General features: G+C 57.7%; 18 protein-coding genes and 1 tRNA gene. 10 read left to right on the plus strand and 9 right to left on the minus strand.

What is annotated here, in order from left to right; all coding sequences use genetic code 11:
- The first annotated feature begins 300 nt into the window (after positions 1–300).
- The 9 genes from thrS to FFH90_RS10060 all read left to right on the plus strand — a co-directional run bounded on the left by thrS (position 301) and on the right by FFH90_RS10060 (position 7,757).
- Complete coding sequence (gene thrS / locus FFH90_RS10020; RefSeq protein WP_007940231.1) at positions 301–2,223, plus strand: threonine--tRNA ligase; 1,923 nt, start codon at positions 301–303, stop codon at positions 2,221–2,223.
- Positions 2,223–2,774, plus strand: coding sequence for a translation initiation factor IF-3 (gene infC, locus FFH90_RS10025; protein ID WP_172435341.1), 552 nt, complete (start codon positions 2,223–2,225; stop codon positions 2,772–2,774). The genes thrS and infC overlap by 1 nt, the downstream gene beginning before the upstream one ends.
- A 60-nt stretch (positions 2,775–2,834) precedes the next feature.
- Positions 2,835–3,029 carry a 50S ribosomal protein L35 gene (gene rpmI / locus FFH90_RS10030; protein ID WP_002553160.1) on the plus strand — a complete coding sequence of 65 codons (195 nt, stop codon included), beginning with the start codon at positions 2,835–2,837 and terminating at the stop codon, positions 3,027–3,029.
- Positions 3,030–3,057: 28 nt separating this feature from the next.
- Positions 3,058–3,414 carry a 50S ribosomal protein L20 gene (gene rplT / locus FFH90_RS10035; protein ID WP_007905879.1) on the plus strand — a complete coding sequence of 119 codons (357 nt, stop codon included), beginning with the start codon at positions 3,058–3,060 and terminating at the stop codon, positions 3,412–3,414.
- Between the two features lie 109 nt (positions 3,415–3,523).
- Positions 3,524–4,540 carry a phenylalanine--tRNA ligase subunit alpha gene (gene pheS / locus FFH90_RS10040; protein WP_007940232.1) on the plus strand — a complete coding sequence of 339 codons (1,017 nt, stop codon included), beginning with the start codon at positions 3,524–3,526 and terminating at the stop codon, positions 4,538–4,540.
- Positions 4,541–4,566: 26 nt separating this feature from the next.
- Positions 4,567–6,948, plus strand: coding sequence for a phenylalanine--tRNA ligase subunit beta (gene pheT, locus FFH90_RS10045; protein WP_138867074.1), 2,382 nt, complete (start codon positions 4,567–4,569; stop codon positions 6,946–6,948).
- Between the two features lie 3 nt (positions 6,949–6,951).
- Positions 6,952–7,254, plus strand: a complete 303-nt coding sequence (gene ihfA, locus FFH90_RS10050) for an integration host factor subunit alpha (protein ID WP_002553164.1) — start codon at positions 6,952–6,954, stop codon at positions 7,252–7,254.
- Positions 7,235–7,591, plus strand: a complete 357-nt coding sequence (locus tag FFH90_RS10055) for a MerR family transcriptional regulator (RefSeq protein ID WP_003179985.1) — start codon at positions 7,235–7,237, stop codon at positions 7,589–7,591. The genes ihfA and FFH90_RS10055 overlap by 20 nt, the downstream gene beginning before the upstream one ends.
- Before the next feature lie 89 nt (positions 7,592–7,680).
- Positions 7,681–7,757 (plus strand) — tRNA-Pro (locus FFH90_RS10060).
- A gap of 190 nt (positions 7,758–7,947) precedes the next feature.
- Here FFH90_RS10060 and yecR read toward each other — a convergent pair.
- Positions 7,948–8,478 (minus strand): YecR family lipoprotein, encoded by a 531-nt coding sequence (gene yecR, locus FFH90_RS10065; RefSeq protein WP_138867075.1) that lies wholly within the window; start codon positions 8,476–8,478, stop codon positions 7,948–7,950.
- A gap of 174 nt (positions 8,479–8,652) precedes the next feature.
- Positions 8,653–9,015: a DUF6124 family protein gene (locus FFH90_RS10070; protein ID WP_064616822.1), complete on the minus strand. Its 363-nt coding sequence runs from the start codon at positions 9,013–9,015 to the stop codon at positions 8,653–8,655.
- 508 nt (positions 9,016–9,523) lie between these two features.
- Between FFH90_RS10070 and FFH90_RS10075 the strand changes: the two genes are divergently transcribed.
- Complete coding sequence (locus FFH90_RS10075; RefSeq protein ID WP_138867076.1) at positions 9,524–9,931, plus strand: DUF3224 domain-containing protein; 408 nt, start codon at positions 9,524–9,526, stop codon at positions 9,929–9,931.
- A 267-nt stretch (positions 9,932–10,198) separates the two neighbouring features.
- On the opposite strand, the gene FFH90_RS10080 is transcribed toward FFH90_RS10075, so the two are convergent.
- The 7 genes from FFH90_RS10080 to FFH90_RS10110 all read right to left on the minus strand — a co-directional run bounded on the left by FFH90_RS10080 (position 10,199) and on the right by FFH90_RS10110 (position 16,043).
- Positions 10,199–10,825 carry a LysE family translocator gene (locus FFH90_RS10080; protein WP_026331974.1) on the minus strand — a complete coding sequence of 209 codons (627 nt, stop codon included), beginning with the start codon at positions 10,823–10,825 and terminating at the stop codon, positions 10,199–10,201.
- Positions 10,826–10,951: 126 nt separating this feature from the next.
- Positions 10,952–11,158 carry a hypothetical protein gene (locus tag FFH90_RS10085; RefSeq protein WP_018930267.1) on the minus strand — a complete coding sequence of 69 codons (207 nt, stop codon included), beginning with the start codon at positions 11,156–11,158 and terminating at the stop codon, positions 10,952–10,954.
- Between the two features lie 99 nt (positions 11,159–11,257).
- Positions 11,258–12,649, minus strand: coding sequence for an aldehyde dehydrogenase family protein (locus tag FFH90_RS10090; RefSeq protein WP_138867077.1), 1,392 nt, complete (start codon positions 12,647–12,649; stop codon positions 11,258–11,260).
- A gap of 23 nt (positions 12,650–12,672) precedes the next feature.
- Complete coding sequence (locus FFH90_RS10095) at positions 12,673–13,497, minus strand: CoA ester lyase (protein WP_138867078.1); 825 nt, start codon at positions 13,495–13,497, stop codon at positions 12,673–12,675.
- The gene (locus FFH90_RS10100; protein WP_138867079.1) at positions 13,494–14,336 is read right to left on the minus strand and encodes a MaoC family dehydratase N-terminal domain-containing protein; all 843 of its coding nucleotides are present in this window, start codon (positions 14,334–14,336) and stop codon (positions 13,494–13,496) included. The genes FFH90_RS10095 and FFH90_RS10100 overlap by 4 nt, the downstream gene beginning before the upstream one ends.
- 25 nt (positions 14,337–14,361) lie before the next feature.
- Positions 14,362–15,291: an electron transfer flavoprotein subunit alpha/FixB family protein gene (locus FFH90_RS10105; RefSeq protein WP_138867080.1), complete on the minus strand. Its 930-nt coding sequence runs from the start codon at positions 15,289–15,291 to the stop codon at positions 14,362–14,364.
- 2 nt (positions 15,292–15,293) lie between these two features.
- A complete protein-coding gene (locus FFH90_RS10110) occupies positions 15,294–16,043 on the minus strand; it encodes an electron transfer flavoprotein subunit beta/FixA family protein (protein ID WP_138867081.1) in 750 nt (249 codons plus the stop codon).
- Between the last annotated feature and the right edge of the window lie 18 nt (positions 16,044–16,061).

The raw sequence follows: 16,061 nt of genomic DNA on the forward strand, positions 1-16,061 counted from the left end.
CAAAAAAGCCTGATTTGCCCCAGCAGAAAACCTCGGTGCATCGATGACCGTTCATCTGTGCTAGCATGCCTGGCTCGGGTGTTTGCAGGCTCCGGATGACCTTCCGTCCCGGCAGCGGCAAATGCGCGAATAACCCTGATTTGAATCCCAGTCACTCTGGTTCGGTTTTCCGGTTGGCCGCAAGGCTCCTGCCGCTGTAAGGCAGGCGTTCGTCATTGAATGGCCTGGATCGGATCTTGTACTGGCTCATCCCAACCCACGTGACCTTTGGTAGGGGTCACCACTAGGAGAGGAGGCGCCATGCCAACTATTACTCTTCCCGACGGCAGTCAACGTTCATTCGATCACCCGGTTTCCGTAGCCGAGGTCGCCGCATCCATCGGTGCAGGCCTGGCCAAGGCCACCGTAGCCGGCAAGGTCAATGGCAAGCTGGTCGACGCCAGCGACATCATCGACAGCGATTCTTCGCTGCAAATCATTACGCCAAAGGATGAAGAGGGGCTGGAGATCATTCGCCACTCTTGCGCCCACCTGGTTGGCCACGCTGTCAAGCAGCTGTACCCGACGGCCAAGATGGTCATCGGTCCGGTCATCGAAGAAGGCTTCTATTACGATATCGCCTTCGAGCGTCCTTTCACGCCTGACGACCTGGCCGCCATCGAACAGCGCATGCAGCAGCTGATCGAGAAAGATTACGACGTGATCAAGAAAGTCACTCCGCGCGCCGAAGTGATCGAAGTGTTCAAGGCTCGCGGCGAAGACTACAAACTGCGCCTGGTCGAAGACATGCCGAACGAGCAGGCCATGGGCCTGTACTATCACGAAGAATACGTCGACATGTGCCGCGGTCCGCACGTGCCGAACACGCGCTTCCTGAAATCCTTCAAGCTGACCAAGCTGTCCGGCGCCTACTGGCGTGGCGATGCCAAGAACGAGCAATTACAGCGCGTTTACGGCACCGCATGGGCGGACAAGAAGCAGCTGGCGGCTTACATCCAGCGCATCGAAGAAGCTGAAAAGCGCGATCACCGCAAGATCGGCAAGCGTCTGGGCCTGTTCCACACCCAGGAAGAGTCGCCGGGCATGGTGTTCTGGCACCCGAACGGCTGGACGCTGTACCAGGTGCTCGAGCAGTACATGCGCAAGGTTCAGCGCGACAACGGTTACCTGGAGATCAAGACTCCACAAGTCGTTGACCGCAGCCTGTGGGAGAAATCCGGGCACTGGGCCAACTACGCCGACAACATGTTCACCACGCAGTCGGAAAACCGCGACTACGCCATCAAGCCGATGAACTGCCCGTGCCACGTGCAGGTGTTCAATCAGGGCCTGAAAAGCTACCGCGAGCTGCCGATGCGTCTGGCCGAGTTCGGTGCCTGCCACCGTAACGAGCCGTCGGGTGCGCTGCATGGCATCATGCGCGTTCGCGCCTTCACTCAGGACGATGCTCACATCTTCTGTACTGAAGAGCAGATGCAGGCCGAATCCGCCGCGTTCATCAAGCTGACCATGGACGTCTATGCCGACTTCGGCTTTAAAGAAGTCGAAATGAAACTGTCCACTCGTCCGGAAAAACGCGTCGGTTCCGACGAGTTGTGGGATCGCGCCGAAGCGGCATTGGCCGCAGCCCTTGATAGTGCGGGCCTGCCGTACGATCTGCAGCCGGGCGAGGGTGCGTTCTACGGTCCGAAGATCGAGTTCTCGCTGAAAGATTGCCTCGGCCGTGTCTGGCAGTGTGGTACCCTTCAGCTCGATTTTAACCTGCCTGTCCGTCTGGGAGCCGAATACGTCTCCGAAGACAACAGTCGCAAGCACCCGGTGATGTTGCATCGGGCGATCCTGGGTTCCTTCGAGCGCTTCGTCGGAATTCTGATCGAGCACTACGAGGGTGCATTCCCCGCGTGGCTGGCGCCGACCCAGGCAGTGATTATGAATATCACTGATAAACAAGCCGATTTTGCCGCCGAGGTTGAAAAAACTCTCAACGAAAGCGGATTTCGTGCCAAGTCTGACTTGAGAAATGAAAAGATCGGCTTTAAAATCCGCGAGCATACTTTGCTCAAGGTTCCCTATCTCTTGGTTATCGGAGATCGGGAAGTCGAGATGCAGACTGTCGCTGTGCGTACTCGTGAAGGTGCTGACCTGGGCTCGATGCCCGTCGCCCAGTTCGCTGAGTTTCTCGCGCAAGCGGTTTCCCGGCGTGGTCGCCCAGATTCGGAGTAATTATTATTAAGCGTGAAATGAGACAAGATAAACGAGCTGCACCGAAAGCCCCGATCAACGAGAATATCTCGGCACGCGAGGTTCGGTTAATTGGGGCTGAAGGTGAACAGCTTGGGATTGTGTCAATTGAAGACGCGCTTCTTAAGGCTGAAGAGGCCAAACTGGATTTGGTGGAAATTTCCGCCGATGCAGTACCCCCTGTTTGCAAACTGATGGACTACGGCAAATCGATCTTCGAAAAGAAGAAGCAGATTGCCGCGGCCAAGAAAAACCAGAAGCAGATTCAGGTTAAAGAAATCAAGTTTCGTCCAGGGACGGAGGAAGGGGATTACCAGGTAAAACTGCGCAACCTGGTACGTTTCCTGAGTGACGGGGACAGGGCCAAGGTATCCTTGCGATTCCGCGGCCGTGAGATGGCCCACCAGGAGCTGGGGATGGAACTCCTCAAGCGAGTTGAAGGTGACTTGCTCGAGTACGGTTCGGTCGAACAGCATCCTAAGATGGAAGGACGCCAGCTGATCATGGTCATCGCCCCGAAAAAGAAGAAGTAATCAACAGGGCACGGCAGGCCTTCTGATTATGTTTATCAACTGAATGCGGAGTATCCGAACATGCCAAAAATGAAAACGAAAAGTGGTGCTGCTAAGCGGTTTTTGAAAACTGCTAACGGTATCAAGCACAAGCACGCTTTCAAGAGCCACATCCTGACTAAAATGTCGACCAAGCGTAAGCGTCAACTGCGCGGTAGCAGCTTGCTGCATCCGTCTGACGTGGCAAAAGTCGAGCGCATGCTGCGCCTTCGTTAATTTTAGTCAAGAATAGAGGAAGTAACTCATGGCTCGTGTAAAGCGTGGCGTCATTGCCCGTAAGCGTCACAAAAAAATTCTGAAACTTGCTAAAGGCTACTACGGCGCTCGCTCGCGCGTATTCCGTGTTGCCAAGCAAGCGGTAATCAAGGCAGGCCAATACGCCTACCGTGACCGTCGTCAGAAAAAACGTCAGTTCCGCGCTCTGTGGATCGCTCGTATCAACGCTGGTGCACGTATCAACGGTCTGTCCTACAGCCGTTTCATCGCCGGCCTGAAAAAAGCGTCCATCGAGATCGACCGTAAGGTTCTGGCTGATCTGGCAGTGAACGAAAAAGCGGCGTTTGCTGCGATTGTCGAGAAAGCTAAAGCCACCTTGGCTTAAGTACCCCCGACAGTCACCCGGTCTCACCTCTGTGGGGCCAGGTGTTAAACGTCATAAATAGGGGAAGAGCCTTCAAGCTCTTCCCCTATTTTGTATCTGGAGTCTGTACATGGAAAACCTGGATGCGCTCGTCTCTCAAGCACTAGAGGCTGTGCAAAGCGCTGAAGATATCAATGCCCTGGAGCAAATCCGGGTTCACTACCTTGGCAAAAAGGGTGAATTGACTCAGGTGATGAAGACCCTGGGGAATTTGCCGGCAGAAGAGCGTCCGCAAGTCGGTGCGCTGATCAACGTTGCCAAGGAGCGTGTCACAGAGGTTCTCAATGCGCGCAAGGCGTTGTTCGAGGAGGCCGATCTTGCGGCCAAGCTCGCCGCCGAATCCATTGACGTGACCCTGCCTGGCCGTGGCCAGACCTCAGGCGGTCTGCATCCGGTTACCCGGACTCTGGAACGTATCGAGCAGTTCTTCACCCACATTGGCTACGGCATCGCCGAAGGCCCTGAGGTCGAAGACGATTACCACAACTTCGAAGCGCTCAACATCCCAGGCCATCACCCGGCCCGGTCGATGCATGACACCTTCTATTTCAATGCCAACATGTTGCTGCGCACCCATACCTCGCCGGTACAGGTCCGCACCATGGAATCGAAACAGCCGCCGATCCGCATCGTCTGCCCAGGCCGTGTGTACCGCAGCGACTCCGATATCACCCACTCGCCGATGTTCCATCAGGTCGAAGGCCTGCTGGTCGACCGCGATATCAACTTCGCCGACCTGAAAGGGACCATCGAAGAGTTCCTGCGCGTGTTCTTCGAAAAAGAACTGGCCGTGCGTTTCCGTCCTTCGTACTTCCCGTTCACCGAGCCATCCGCCGAAGTCGACATGGAGTGCGTGATGTGCAGCGGTAAAGGCTGTCGTGTCTGCAAGCAGACTGGCTGGCTGGAAGTCATGGGCTGCGGCATGGTTCACCCGAATGTGCTGCGTATGTCCGGGATCGACCCGGAAGAGTTTTCGGGCTTTGCCTTCGGCATGGGCGTTGAGCGTCTGGCCATGCTGCGTTACGGCGTGAACGACTTGCGTCTGTTCTTCGACAACGACTTGCGGTTCCTCGCGCAATTTCGCTAGTCGTAACGAATTCTTAGGAGAGCAGGATGAAATTCAGTGAACAATGGCTGCGTGGCTGGGTAAGCCCGCAGGTAAATCGCGACGAGCTGGTTGCTCGTCTGTCGATGGCCGGTCTTGAGGTCGATAGCGTTACGCCGGCCGCCGGTGAATTCAGTGGCGTGGTGGTGGGCGAGGTGCTGAGCACCGAGCAACACCCGGACGCCGACAAGCTGCGCGTTTGCCAGGTCAGCAGTGGCGCGGAGACCTTCCAGGTTGTGTGCGGTGCGCCAAACGTGCGCCCGGGCCTGAAGATCCCGTTCGCCATGATCGGTGCCGAACTGCCAGGCGATTTCAAAATCAAGAAAGCCAAGCTGCGTGGCGTTGAATCCAACGGCATGCTGTGCTCCCAGGCTGAGCTGCAAATTGGCGAAGGCAACGACGGCCTGATGGAATTGCCGGCCGATGCGCCGGTCGGTCAGGACATTCGTGAATACCTGAACCTGGAAGACGCCAGCATCGAGGTCGACCTGACCCCGAACCGCGGTGACTGCCTGTCTCTGGCCGGTCTGGCCCGCGAAGTCGGTGCGCTTTATGCTGCCCCGGTGGTGCGCCCGGCCATTGCCAGCGTTCCTGCCGTGCACGACGAAGTGCGTTCGATCGAAGTACTGGCGCCGAACGCTTGCCCGCGTTACCTGGGTCGCGTGATCCGTAACGTTGACCTGTCCAAGCCTACGCCACTGTGGATGGTCGAGCGCCTGCGTCGCGCCGACGTGCGCAGCATCGACGCCGCCGTCGACATCACCAACTACGTGATGCTTGAACTGGGCCAGCCGCTGCACGCATTCGATCTCGCCGAAATCAATGGCGGCATCCGCGTGCGCATGGCCGAAGATGGCGAGAAGCTGGTGCTGCTCGACGGTCAGGAAGTCAGCCTGCGTAGCGATACGCTGGTGATCGCCGACCACACCCGTGCCTTGGCTATCGCCGGCGTCATGGGGGGCGAGCACAGCGGCGTCAACACCGCGACCACCCGCGATATTTTCCTGGAAAGCGCGTTCTTCGACCAGATTGCCGTCGCTGGCAAGGCTCGTTCCTACGGCCTGCACACCGATGCCTCGCACCGCTACGAGCGTGGCGTGGACTGGCAACTGGCCCGTGAAGCCATGGAGCGCGCCACTGGCCTGCTGCTGGAAATCACCGGTGGCGAAGCCGGCCCGATCGTCGAAACCGTCAGCGAGCAGCATCTGCCGTCGATCGCACCGATCACCCTGCGTGCCCAACGCATCACCCAGATGCTGGGCATGGAAATGGATTCGGCCGAAGTCGAGCGTCTGCTCAGCGCTTTGGGCCTGACCATTACCGCCGATGGGGCAGGGCAGTGGCGCGTTGAAGTGCCAAGCTTCCGTTTCGATATCAGCCTGGAAGTCGACCTGATCGAAGAACTGGCCCGTCTGTACGGTTACAACCGTCTGCCGGTTCGCTACCCGCAAGCCCGTCTGGCGCCACAAGCCAAGGCTGAAGCGCGCAGTGATCTGCCTGAACTGCGTCGTCTGCTGGTGGCCCGTGGTTATCAGGAAGCGATCACTTACAGCTTCATCGATCCGAAACAGTTCGAGTTGTTTAATCCGGGGGTCGAGCCGCTGCTGCTGGCCAACCCGATTTCCAACGACATGGCGGCCATGCGTTCGTCCCTGTGGCCGGGCCTGGTCAAGGCGCTTCAGCACAACCTGAACCGCCAGCAGGATCGCGTCCGCCTGTTCGAAAGCGGCCTGCGTTTCGTCGGTCAGCTGGAAGGCCTCAAGCAAGAGCCGATGCTGGCCGGTGTGGTGTGCGGTAGCCGTCTGCCGGAAGGCTGGGCACAAGGTCGCGATGTCGTGGACTTCTTCGACGTCAAAGCCGATGTGGAAGCGGTACTGGGCTTCGCCGGCGCACTGGACTCGTTCACTTTCGTGCCGGGCAAACACCCAGCATTGCACCCGGGTCAAACCGCGCGCATCGAACGTGAAGGCCGTTTGGTAGGTTTCGTTGGCGCGATCCACCCTGAATTGTCGAAAACCCTCGGTCTCGACCGTCCGGTCTTCGTTTTCGAGCTGGTTCTGGCCGAAGTGGCTTCGGGCAAAATGCCAAAATTCAGCGAGTTGTCGCGCTTTCCTGAAGTGCGTCGTGACTTGGCATTGATTGCGGCCACGGACGTGCCGGCCACCGCTGTGCTGGATGTAATCCGTGAAAATGCAGGCGAATGGCTCACGGACCTCAGGCTATTTGACGTGTATCAGGGTAAAGGCATTGATCCTGATAGAAAAAGCCTTGCGGTCGGCTTGACCTGGCAGCATCCATCGCGCACTCTTAATGACGATGAGGTGAATACCGCAACGCAAAACATCCTCACCTCGCTCGAACAAAGGTTGAACGCCACGTTAAGGAAGTGACGTATGGGGGCTTTGACGAAAGCTGAGATGGCGGAACGTCTGTACGAAGAGCTGGGCCTGAACAAGCGGGAGGCCAAGGAATTGGTCGAACTGTTTTTCGAAGAAATCAGGCACGCGCTCGAAGACAACGAACAAGTCAAATTGTCCGGTTTCGGCAATTTCGACCTTCGGGACAAACGCCAGCGGCCTGGCCGCAATCCGAAAACGGGAGAAGAAATCCCGATCACGGCTCGCCGTGTGGTCACCTTTCGTCCAGGGCAGAAGTTGAAGGCCCGAGTTGAGGCTTATGCTGGAACCAAGTCATAACGACGAACTACCCGTCATCCCGGGCAAACGCTACTTCACCATTGGTGAAGTCAGCGAGCTGTGTGCGGTAAAACCACACGTGCTGCGCTACTGGGAGCAGGAGTTTCCTCAACTCAACCCCGTCAAACGCCGCGGAAACCGCCGGTATTATCAGCGCCAGGACGTGCTGATGATCCGGCAGATCCGCGCGCTTCTTTACGATCAGGGGTTCACCATCGGCGGCGCACGCTTGCGTTTGTCCGGCGATGAAGCCAAAGACGACACCACCCAATACAAACAAATGATCCGCCAGATGATCGCCGAGCTGGAAGATGTTCTGGTGGTCCTCAAGAAATAAATTCCTGCTTTTAAATACTTCCAGTTTTCAAAAGCTTGCGATATATTCTTGAGCGTTCCTCGAGATGAGGGACAGAGTCAACGCCTAGTCGGGGCGTAGCGCAGTCCGGTAGCGCACTAGCATGGGGTGCTAGGGGTCGAGTGTTCGAATCACTCCGTCCCGACCATATAATTCAAAGGGGTCGCGAGATTTTATCTCGCGACCCCTTTTTGTTTTTAAGTGTTTTTGCCCCTGTCCCGTCCTGAATCAGGTTAACACCTCTCTCAGGACTAGACATTGGCGCTGCCCTCGATCTGTGATGCGTGGAGTACATATGCGCTCCTTCTGGGTTTCCGGGCCAGAAGGGCTCGGGGGGGTTATTGCTCCATGATCAGCCGGTACCGCTTTTGGTACTCCTCATACGACGGTGCAGATTTATTCAACTGCTGAATTTGCTGCAGCTTCCACTGATCTTTGCTGAGCGGCCCGCCCGGAGCAGAAGTTGCTGCAGTGTCGGCAACGGGCGCGGTGGCGGCCGGTGTAGTGGAAGAGCTAGAGGTGTTGAGGTTACCCAAGCATTGGTATTGGACAACTATCTGACCTGCAATGCAGGTACCGTAGCCATTCATCTGGTTGCAGTGCTGGGTTTTTCCTCCAAAGGCCTCTGCATCGGAGTAACCCCACAACGCGCATTTTGATTTAGCAATGCTCTGGGCTTGCTCGACTCGAACCACAGGGGTCTCAAACTGCTGGAAGTCATATGCCATATCAACGACGCCATCAGCTCGGCTTCCCCCTTTGGCGTAAAAGTCCTTGTTAGTGGCGCAACCCGCGAGGGTTGCTGACAATGCGAGGGCGAGAGCTACCGATAACTTGCGGGCAACAGGGGGCGATGCTGAGAAGGTCATATATGGACTCCGTTCATCTTTAGAGCAGTCCGCAAACTCCGCGGTTCATTACTGTACTGTAGGCGGAGGCCGAGCATTCTGTAGTCTTCAACGATAAACAGAGGCTATTTATTCAATCTGCCTTTGTGCCGTTTCTGTGGCGATGGTATGCACCCTCGCCACAGGGCACGACGATTACTCCTTCAATTCGACGTGATCCAGTGCCTGGTTCACCGCCAGTTCACCGAGCATGACCACTTGGGCGATGCCCAGCAGGGTCTTGCGATGTGAGGTCTCCAGCAACGCTGCGAAATTGTTGAGCATGAGGGTGGCCGAGCCGAGTGTTTCGCTTGCGTTGGCCAGCAGGGATTCGGTGTTGTACTTCGGGTTGGCGAGGTACATGGGCTCGGGTTCGTTGGCCGTGGCCATGATCTGGGCGGCCGGGTTGAGGTAGTGGTCGAGGGCGCGTTCGGCGGCTTCGTGGAGCTTTTTTGAATCGAGGGATTCGTAGGGGGATGTCGGGTCTGTGGCAGGCGGATTGGGTGTAGGTTTGAACATGGATGAAACTCCTGATGCGAGTTTATTTAAATGGGAGCCATCACATTCGCTACCAAACGAATTAGGGTGATGGCCATACGCGGGTTGGTAGACCGGTCGCATCAGGAACCCGGCGCCCTCGAAAGAGCCCCGCGCATGGCCACCATAATAGGTGATGCCGTGCGCCGTGATACGAACGGGCTACCAAACCCGATCACTGTTTTTCAGTGACCGGGAAACGATAAAACCCGAGCCCAAAGCGCACAAGCCGGCGGATTCTGGCGCAGTCGTAGGCAACGACGCAAGGCGTTGTAGCCTCGATGAAGTAACACCGGATGTACTTAAACACGTAGCTAAACATCTAGGGTGAGGCGAGGGGATATACAGAGCTACGGCCTGCCTACGCACCAGGCTGGTGATATTCAGCAACTGCTGCCGTATAGGTGCAACGGGTATAATTAGGCAGAACGGTGTTCCCGGCACATCAGACCAGCACATTCCCCTACTATGACGAAAGAGCTAAATCCCCATGAAAATGACTGATAGCTGCACGTTTCAGATAACTGGCTGGGACGAGAAGCCGTCTCAAGAACTTGAGGGCACTCCGAAACTCTCACACGCCAAAGTCACGCAGTCCTATGCTGGCGCCATCGAGGGAACAAGTAGCGTCGAATACCTCATGTCTTATAGCGTCGACGGCACAGCTAGCTTTGTTGGTTTTGAGCGGATTTGTGGTGTGGTAGCAGGTAAGAGCGGAACATTTGTTGTTCGGCATTCGGGATCATTTTCGGAGGGAAAGGCACGCAGCACTTGGAGTGTCGTGAAGGGGGCTGGCACGGGGGATCTAGTCAATCTTAGCGGTAATGGTAACTACGTTGCTGGTCATGGTGAGCCGGCACAAGTGTCATTTGAATATTCGTTTGAACCTGACAGCTAAAGTGTATTGGCTGGACGCATCCCCGTTTCTGCCAAAGCTTATCTGAGGCTTTTGACGTGAACGAAGTCTTGAAGGGCTAGGGGTTGTATGGATTCACGGTCGCAGTAACGGCGATTGCCTGGAGATGACGAACACCATTCGATTGAAATGAGGTCGTCAAGGCGTGTCTACCGGCTTACGAAAGATCAGCCTTAAAGTCGTCAGCGTCATAATCACAGAGACCCAGCGAGGCTGGAATGTCAGCCCCGCAACACCAATACATTGATCCTATTTTTGGCTAAGCGCCGCTATCGATACTCCCGAAGCGACGAAGGTGAGTCCTGCCCCTACGTTCAGGCCATTTACCAGCCGTGGGCTCTGACGCAAAAATCGGGACAGTACAGTGGCAAATACGCCCATAAGCGCGAATCCCACTGCCGTAAGTGCGGCGAACCATATGCCGTACACCAGCATCTGCACGCTCACTGAGCCGCGTTGTGGGTCGACGAACTGCGGGATGAACGCAAGGACGAAAAACCCAGGCTTCGGATTGAGTGCTGCCGAGAGTAATCCCGTGAGGAAAATGCTCGGCAGTGATTGCCGAGTCGCTGGCTGGAAGCTGATCAGGCTGCGGGAGCGTAGGACTTTTATGCCAAGCCAAAGCAAATAACCGGCGCCGATAAGTTTGACGACCCAGAAGGCAACGGCGGACGTCTGCATCAGCAAAGTCAGTCCTAGCGAAGCGGTTGCCACATGAAAGAGAATTCCCGCCCCCGATGCCATCCCCGACACGATAGCGGCTATCTTGCCCTGGCTGAGTCCTCGGCCTACGGCCAGCAGATTGTCCGGGCCTGGGGCGAGCACCAATAGTAAGCACGCGGCAGTATAGGCAAGCCAGATATTGATCGGAAACACGGCATTCTCCTTAAGCCTCACCGAGGCATCCATCCTCACGTAGCGCCAGAATGTGCCCGTACCAGGCTGCAAAGTCAAAGCCACTGCATTGGAGAGTAACTTCAACCGCCGATTGACTCGTGCGTCTTAATGCAGAGTCGAAATCCTTCGACTTTCTCCAATCCTGATCCGATCAAGCGCCCGGTTTAGTGCATCCAAGGCATCAAGGAGGGCCTTCGCCTCAGCTTCCCGGCCATCCCCCCAAAGGCGTTCTGCCATTTTGTTCAGGGCCTGGATGGAGCGCTCAATTTCAGCAGCTGTCGCCGCTTTGCTTTCCGGTTGTTTCTTCAACATGAGTACCCTTCGGCAGGGAGGACGCGAATTAATTAAAAAGGGTCGCGAGATTTTACCTCGCGACCCTTTTTATTTGTCTCAGTTTTACTATTGATGCAATCAGCGCCGATCCAACCAAACCGTCTGCGCATTACAAAATTCCCGTACCCCAAAATGCGACAGCTCCCGGCCAAAACCGCTTTTCTTCACCCCACCAAACGTGACACGCGGGTCCGTCGCGCAATATCCATTGATGAACACACCACCAGTTTCCAGTTCACCAGCCATCTGCTCTGCCAGCTGAGCATTACCCGTGTAGATAGTTGAGGCGAGTCCGAATTCGCTGTTGTTGGCCAATTCCAGCGCATGGGCGGCGTCGCGTGCGGTGATGATCGAGGCTACCGGGCCGAACAGTTCCTGTTTGAATGAGGTCATCCGGTCGGTGACGTCAGCGAAGACGGTGGGCTCGTAAAAGTTGCCGGGGCCTTCAGCTTTCTTGCCGCCCATCAGCAATGTCGCGCCTTCTTCCAGGGTGTTGCGAACCTGACGATCCAGTTCATCGCGCAGGTCGAAGCGGGCCATGGGGCCAATATAGGTGTCTGGGGCCAGTGGATCGCCGACGATCAGTTGGCGGGTGGCTTCGACGAACTTGTGGGTGAATGCCTGGGCAATGCTTTGCTCAACGATCAGGCGCTTGGCGGCTGCGCAGACTTGTCCGGTGTTCTGATAGCGGCCAATGACGGCGGCTTTGACTGCCTCGTCGAGGTCGGCATCGTTGAGCACAATGAACGGATCGGAGCCGCCCAGTTCCAGCACACACTTTTTCAAGGCTGCACCGGCCTGTGCGCCGATGGCAATACCGGCCCGGACGCTGCCGGTGAGCGTCACTGCGGCGATGCGTGGGTCGGCGATGGCCGTGGAGACGCCGTCCGGCGTGACGTTGATGACCTCGAAAACACCTTCGGGAAACTCAGCGTGCTTGAAGACATCCCGCAGCAGCCAGGCGCAGCCCATCACGTTGGGGGCATGTTTGAGGACGTAGGTATTACCGGCGATCAGCGCTGGAACGGCGCCGCGCAGGACCTGCCAGATCGGGAAGTTCCACGGCATCACGGCGAGAATCGGCCCGAGCGGGCGGTATTCAATGCGTGCCTTGCCGCCCTCGACCATTGTCGGTTCGGCACTCAGCATGGCAGGGCCGTGTTCGGCGTACCACTGGCAAATCTGCGCGCACTTTTCGATTTCACCGCGTGCCTGAGTGATGGGCTTGCCCATTTCCTGGGTGATCATGTTCGCCATCGTGGCGGCGTTGTCGCGCAATACCTGAGCCAGGGTGATCAACAACTGCGAGCGTTGATCAACGGGTTTGCTGCGCCAGACGCGGAACCCGGCAGCGGCGCGCGACAATGCGGCGTCCAGGGTCGATGGGGATTCGAAAGGGTAGTGGCCGATCTGCTCGCCAGTGGCGGGGTTGATCGAAATGGCATGGGTGAGACTGGAAATTGGGGTCATGACACCGTCCTGCAGGGTGAGAATCAAAATGGCTGGTTCGCGCGCGCCAGAATGGCTTGGGCACGACCAATGACCGGTGCATCGACCATTTGCCCATCCATCACGAACACGCCTTCCCCGGAGCTGGCGGCATCGATGATGCGTCGCGCCCAGTGCAATTCTTCAGTGGTGGGTTGTAATGCCTGATGGATGATCGCCACTTGGCTCGGATGGATGCACAGTGCGCCGCCGAAGCCCATGTCGCGGGCAAATTCAACGTCGGCGCGCAGGCCGGTGGTGTCCTCGATCGAGGGGAAAACACCATCCAGCGCAGGCGCCAGCCCGGCAACCCGGGTCCAGAGCAATACGGCATAACGGGCGTGGCTGAGCACTTCATCGGCGGCGTGGCTGCCGGTGGTCAGGTTCAGGTCCAGGCCCAGATCGAGACTGCCGAACGACAGCCTCTCGACACCTTGGGCGATGGCAATCGAGCCAAGTGCAGCCAAGCCTTTGGCGCTTTCGATGATCGGCCAGACCGGTTTGCCGGTGCTGCCTGCAGTGTGCACTTGCGCACAGGTTTCAGCCTTGGGCAGCAGAATGGCGGTCACACCGGCATGGCGTCGGCAAAGATCCAGGTCTGCAGCGTGTGCCCAGTGATCCGGGGCATTCACGCGAACCAGAATCCGGGCGTCCGGGTGGTCACTCAAGAAGCGCTGCAGATTATCCCTGGCCTGCTCCTTGAGGTTTTCCTGTACGGCATCTTCCAGGTCGACAATCACCCGGTCCGCGCCGGTGGCGATGGCTTTGGGGATGCGCTCTGGACGCATGGCCGGGACAAACAGGGCGGTGCGAACGATCGATGGATTCATGGGGTTTCTCCCGCGCTGAACTCGACTTCACCGATTTGTGCGGTGCCGTCCTGATTGCCCGCCCAAACCTGCGCCTTGCCGCTGTCGATCAGACGCCCGCCCACTTCGAAGGGTTGCGGTGAAATCAGCGGCCTGACACCCCGGAACGCGAAGCGCTTCAAGCGCGCGGTCGGGTGCGCTCTGGTGAAGGCACGCAAGTTGAGGGTGGCGATCAATGGGCCATGCACTACCAACCCCGGATAGCCTTCGGTCTCTGTGACGTAGGGCCAGTCATAGTGAATCCGGTGGCCATTGAAGGTGACTGCGGAATAGCGGAACAGCAGGGTCGGTGAGGGTTCGACCTGGTCCCGCCATTGGCCTTCAGGGAGCGCTTCGGTGCCGCTCAGTTTGGGCGGTGTCGGTTCCCGGTAGACGATGTCCTGCTCATCTTGCAGGGCGCGTTGGCCGTCCTGGAAATACTCATGGCGTACCGTGACGAACAGCAACGACCCGGTGCGACCGTGCTTCTCTTCGACGTTGAGAATGGTCGATACGCAGGTCACATCCGCCTCTACCTTCAGAGGCTGGTAGAACTCGATTCGGCTACCGGCCCACATGCGATTGCGGTTGCGGGCTGGTGGCAGGAAGCCGCCGAGCGCGGGATGGCCGTCCGGGCCCAGTTCGCTGGCGGCAACCGGCTCCTGAAAAAACGCCCAGTGCCACAGCGGCGGCAGCGCTTCGCCAGGCAGTGGCGCCACTTCGCTCAAGGTGGCGGCAATGCGTTTGACCAGGTTGAAGCTGATCCGGTCCTGGCTTTCCTGACGACGTCCGATCCACGTTGAAAAATCGATATTGCTCATACATGTCGCTCCTGTCGGTCGGTGATCAGGCCAGGGCGGCCATTTCTGGAATCGCTTCGAACAAATCCGCCACCAGGCCGTAATCGGCCACCTGGAAGATCGGCGCTTCTTCGTCCTTGTTGATCGCAACGATCACTTTGGAGTCTTTCATGCCGGCCAGGTGCTGGATCGCGCCGGAGATACCGACGGCGATGTACAGCTGTGGCGCAACGATCTTGCCGGTCTGACCGACCTGCATGTCGTTGGGTACGAAACCTGCGTCGACCGCGGCGCGGGAAGCACCGACGGCAGCGCCCAGCTTGTCGGCCAGGGCGTACAGGTGTTTGAAGTTGTCACCGTTCTGCATGCCACGGCCGCCGGAAACGACGATCTTGGCAGCGGTCAGTTCCGGACGGTCGGACTTGGCCAGTTCTTCGTTGACGAAGCTGGAAGTGCCGGCGTTGTGAACAGCGGCAACAGCTTCAACGGCGGCCGAACCACCTTCGGCCGCCACCGGGTCGAAACCGGTAGCCCGCACGGTGATCACTTTCACTGCAGCATTCGATTGCACAGTAGCGATGGCGTTACCGGCGTAGATCGGGCGCTTGAAGGTGTCGGCGCTTTCTACCGAGATGATCTCGGAGATCTGGTCAACGTCCAGCTGAGCGGCGACGCGCGGCAGGATGTTTTTGCCGTTGGAAGTGGCGGCAGCCAGGATGTGGCTGTAGCCCTTGCCCAACTCGGCTACCAGTGGAGCAACGTTTTCCGGCAGCTGATGCGCGTAAGCAGCATTGTCAGCGTTCAGGACTTTGCTCACGCCAGCGATTTTCGCAGCGGCTTCAACCACGGCGCCAGCGCCCTGGCCTGCAACCAGAACGTGGATGTCGCCACCGATCTTGGCGGCAGCAGCAACGGTGTTCAGCGTGGCCGGGGCCAGCACTTTGTTGTCGTGTTCGGCGATTACCAAGATAGTCATGATTAGATCACCCTCGCTTCGTTCTTCAATTTCTCCACCAGCTCAGCCACCGACTTGACCTTGATGCCCGCGCTGCGTGCAGCCGGCGCTTCGACTTTCAAGGTTGTGTTGGTGGAGACGGTGGAAACGCCCAAAGCGTCCGGAGTCAGCGTCTCGAGAGGCTTCTTCTTGGCTTTCATGATGTTTGGCAGGGATGCGTAGCGCGGCTCGTTCAAACGCAGGTCGGTGGTGACGATGGCCGGCAGCTTCAGGGAAACGGTCTGCGCGCCGCCGTCGATTTCGCGGGTCACGGCAACGCTGTCGCCGCTGACTTCGATTTTGGACGCGAACGTGCCCTGACCGTAGCCGCTCAATGCCGCGAGCATCTGGCCAGTCTGGTTGTTGTCGCTGTCGATGGCTTGTTTACCGAGGATCACCAGCTGTGGCTGCTCCTTGTCGACCACGGCCTTGAGCAGCTTGGCCACGGCCAGGGAAGTCAGGTCTTCAGCGGATTCGACGAGGATGGCGTGGTCGGCACCCAGGGCCAGCGCGGTGCGCAGTTGCTCTTGAGCGGTGGACGGGCCGATGGAAACGACGACGATTTCAGTTGCAATACCGCTCTCTTTCAGGCGTACAGCTTCTTCTACGGCGATTTCGCAGAACGGGTTCATCGACATCTTGACGTTAGCGAGGTCGACGCCGGAATGGTCCGCTTTCACACGAACTTTCACGTTGTAATCGACCACGCGTTTCACAGCTACGAGGATCTTCATTGGGCAGTGTTCTCTCGA

This window comes from Pseudomonas sp. ATCC 43928 (assembly GCF_005938665.2).
GTDB lineage: Bacteria > Pseudomonadota > Gammaproteobacteria > Pseudomonadales > Pseudomonadaceae > Aquipseudomonas.

What these genes read in the sequence shown, in the direction of transcription:
- rplT (WP_007905879.1), top strand. Translation starts at nt 3,058, where the DNA reads ATGGCTCGTGTAAAGCGTGGCGTCATTGCCCGTAAGCGTCACAAAAAA.
- FFH90_RS10070 (WP_064616822.1), bottom strand. Translation starts at nt 9,015, where the DNA reads ATGTTCAAACCTACACCCAATCCGCCTGCCACAGACCCGACATCCCCC.
- pheT (WP_138867074.1), top strand. Translation starts at nt 4,567, where the DNA reads ATGAAATTCAGTGAACAATGGCTGCGTGGCTGGGTAAGCCCGCAGGTA.
- ihfA (WP_002553164.1), top strand. Translation starts at nt 6,952, where the DNA reads ATGGGGGCTTTGACGAAAGCTGAGATGGCGGAACGTCTGTACGAAGAG.
- FFH90_RS10110 (WP_138867081.1), bottom strand. Translation starts at nt 16,043, where the DNA reads ATGAAGATCCTCGTAGCTGTGAAACGCGTGGTCGATTACAACGTGAAA.
- FFH90_RS10100 (WP_138867079.1), bottom strand. Translation starts at nt 14,336, where the DNA reads ATGAGCAATATCGATTTTTCAACGTGGATCGGACGTCGTCAGGAAAGC.
- yecR (WP_138867075.1), bottom strand. Translation starts at nt 8,478, where the DNA reads ATGACCTTCTCAGCATCGCCCCCTGTTGCCCGCAAGTTATCGGTAGCT.
- FFH90_RS10055 (WP_003179985.1), top strand. Translation starts at nt 7,235, where the DNA reads ATGCTGGAACCAAGTCATAACGACGAACTACCCGTCATCCCGGGCAAA.
- pheS (WP_007940232.1), top strand. Translation starts at nt 3,524, where the DNA reads ATGGAAAACCTGGATGCGCTCGTCTCTCAAGCACTAGAGGCTGTGCAA.
- FFH90_RS10090 (WP_138867077.1), bottom strand. Translation starts at nt 12,649, where the DNA reads ATGACCCCAATTTCCAGTCTCACCCATGCCATTTCGATCAACCCCGCC.
- rpmI (WP_002553160.1), top strand. Translation starts at nt 2,835, where the DNA reads ATGCCAAAAATGAAAACGAAAAGTGGTGCTGCTAAGCGGTTTTTGAAA.
- FFH90_RS10105 (WP_138867080.1), bottom strand. Translation starts at nt 15,291, where the DNA reads ATGACTATCTTGGTAATCGCCGAACACGACAACAAAGTGCTGGCCCCG.
- FFH90_RS10085 (WP_018930267.1), bottom strand. Translation starts at nt 11,158, where the DNA reads ATGTTGAAGAAACAACCGGAAAGCAAAGCGGCGACAGCTGCTGAAATT.
- FFH90_RS10075 (WP_138867076.1), top strand. Translation starts at nt 9,524, where the DNA reads ATGAAAATGACTGATAGCTGCACGTTTCAGATAACTGGCTGGGACGAG.
- thrS (WP_007940231.1), top strand. Translation starts at nt 301, where the DNA reads ATGCCAACTATTACTCTTCCCGACGGCAGTCAACGTTCATTCGATCAC.
- FFH90_RS10095 (WP_138867078.1), bottom strand. Translation starts at nt 13,497, where the DNA reads ATGAATCCATCGATCGTTCGCACCGCCCTGTTTGTCCCGGCCATGCGT.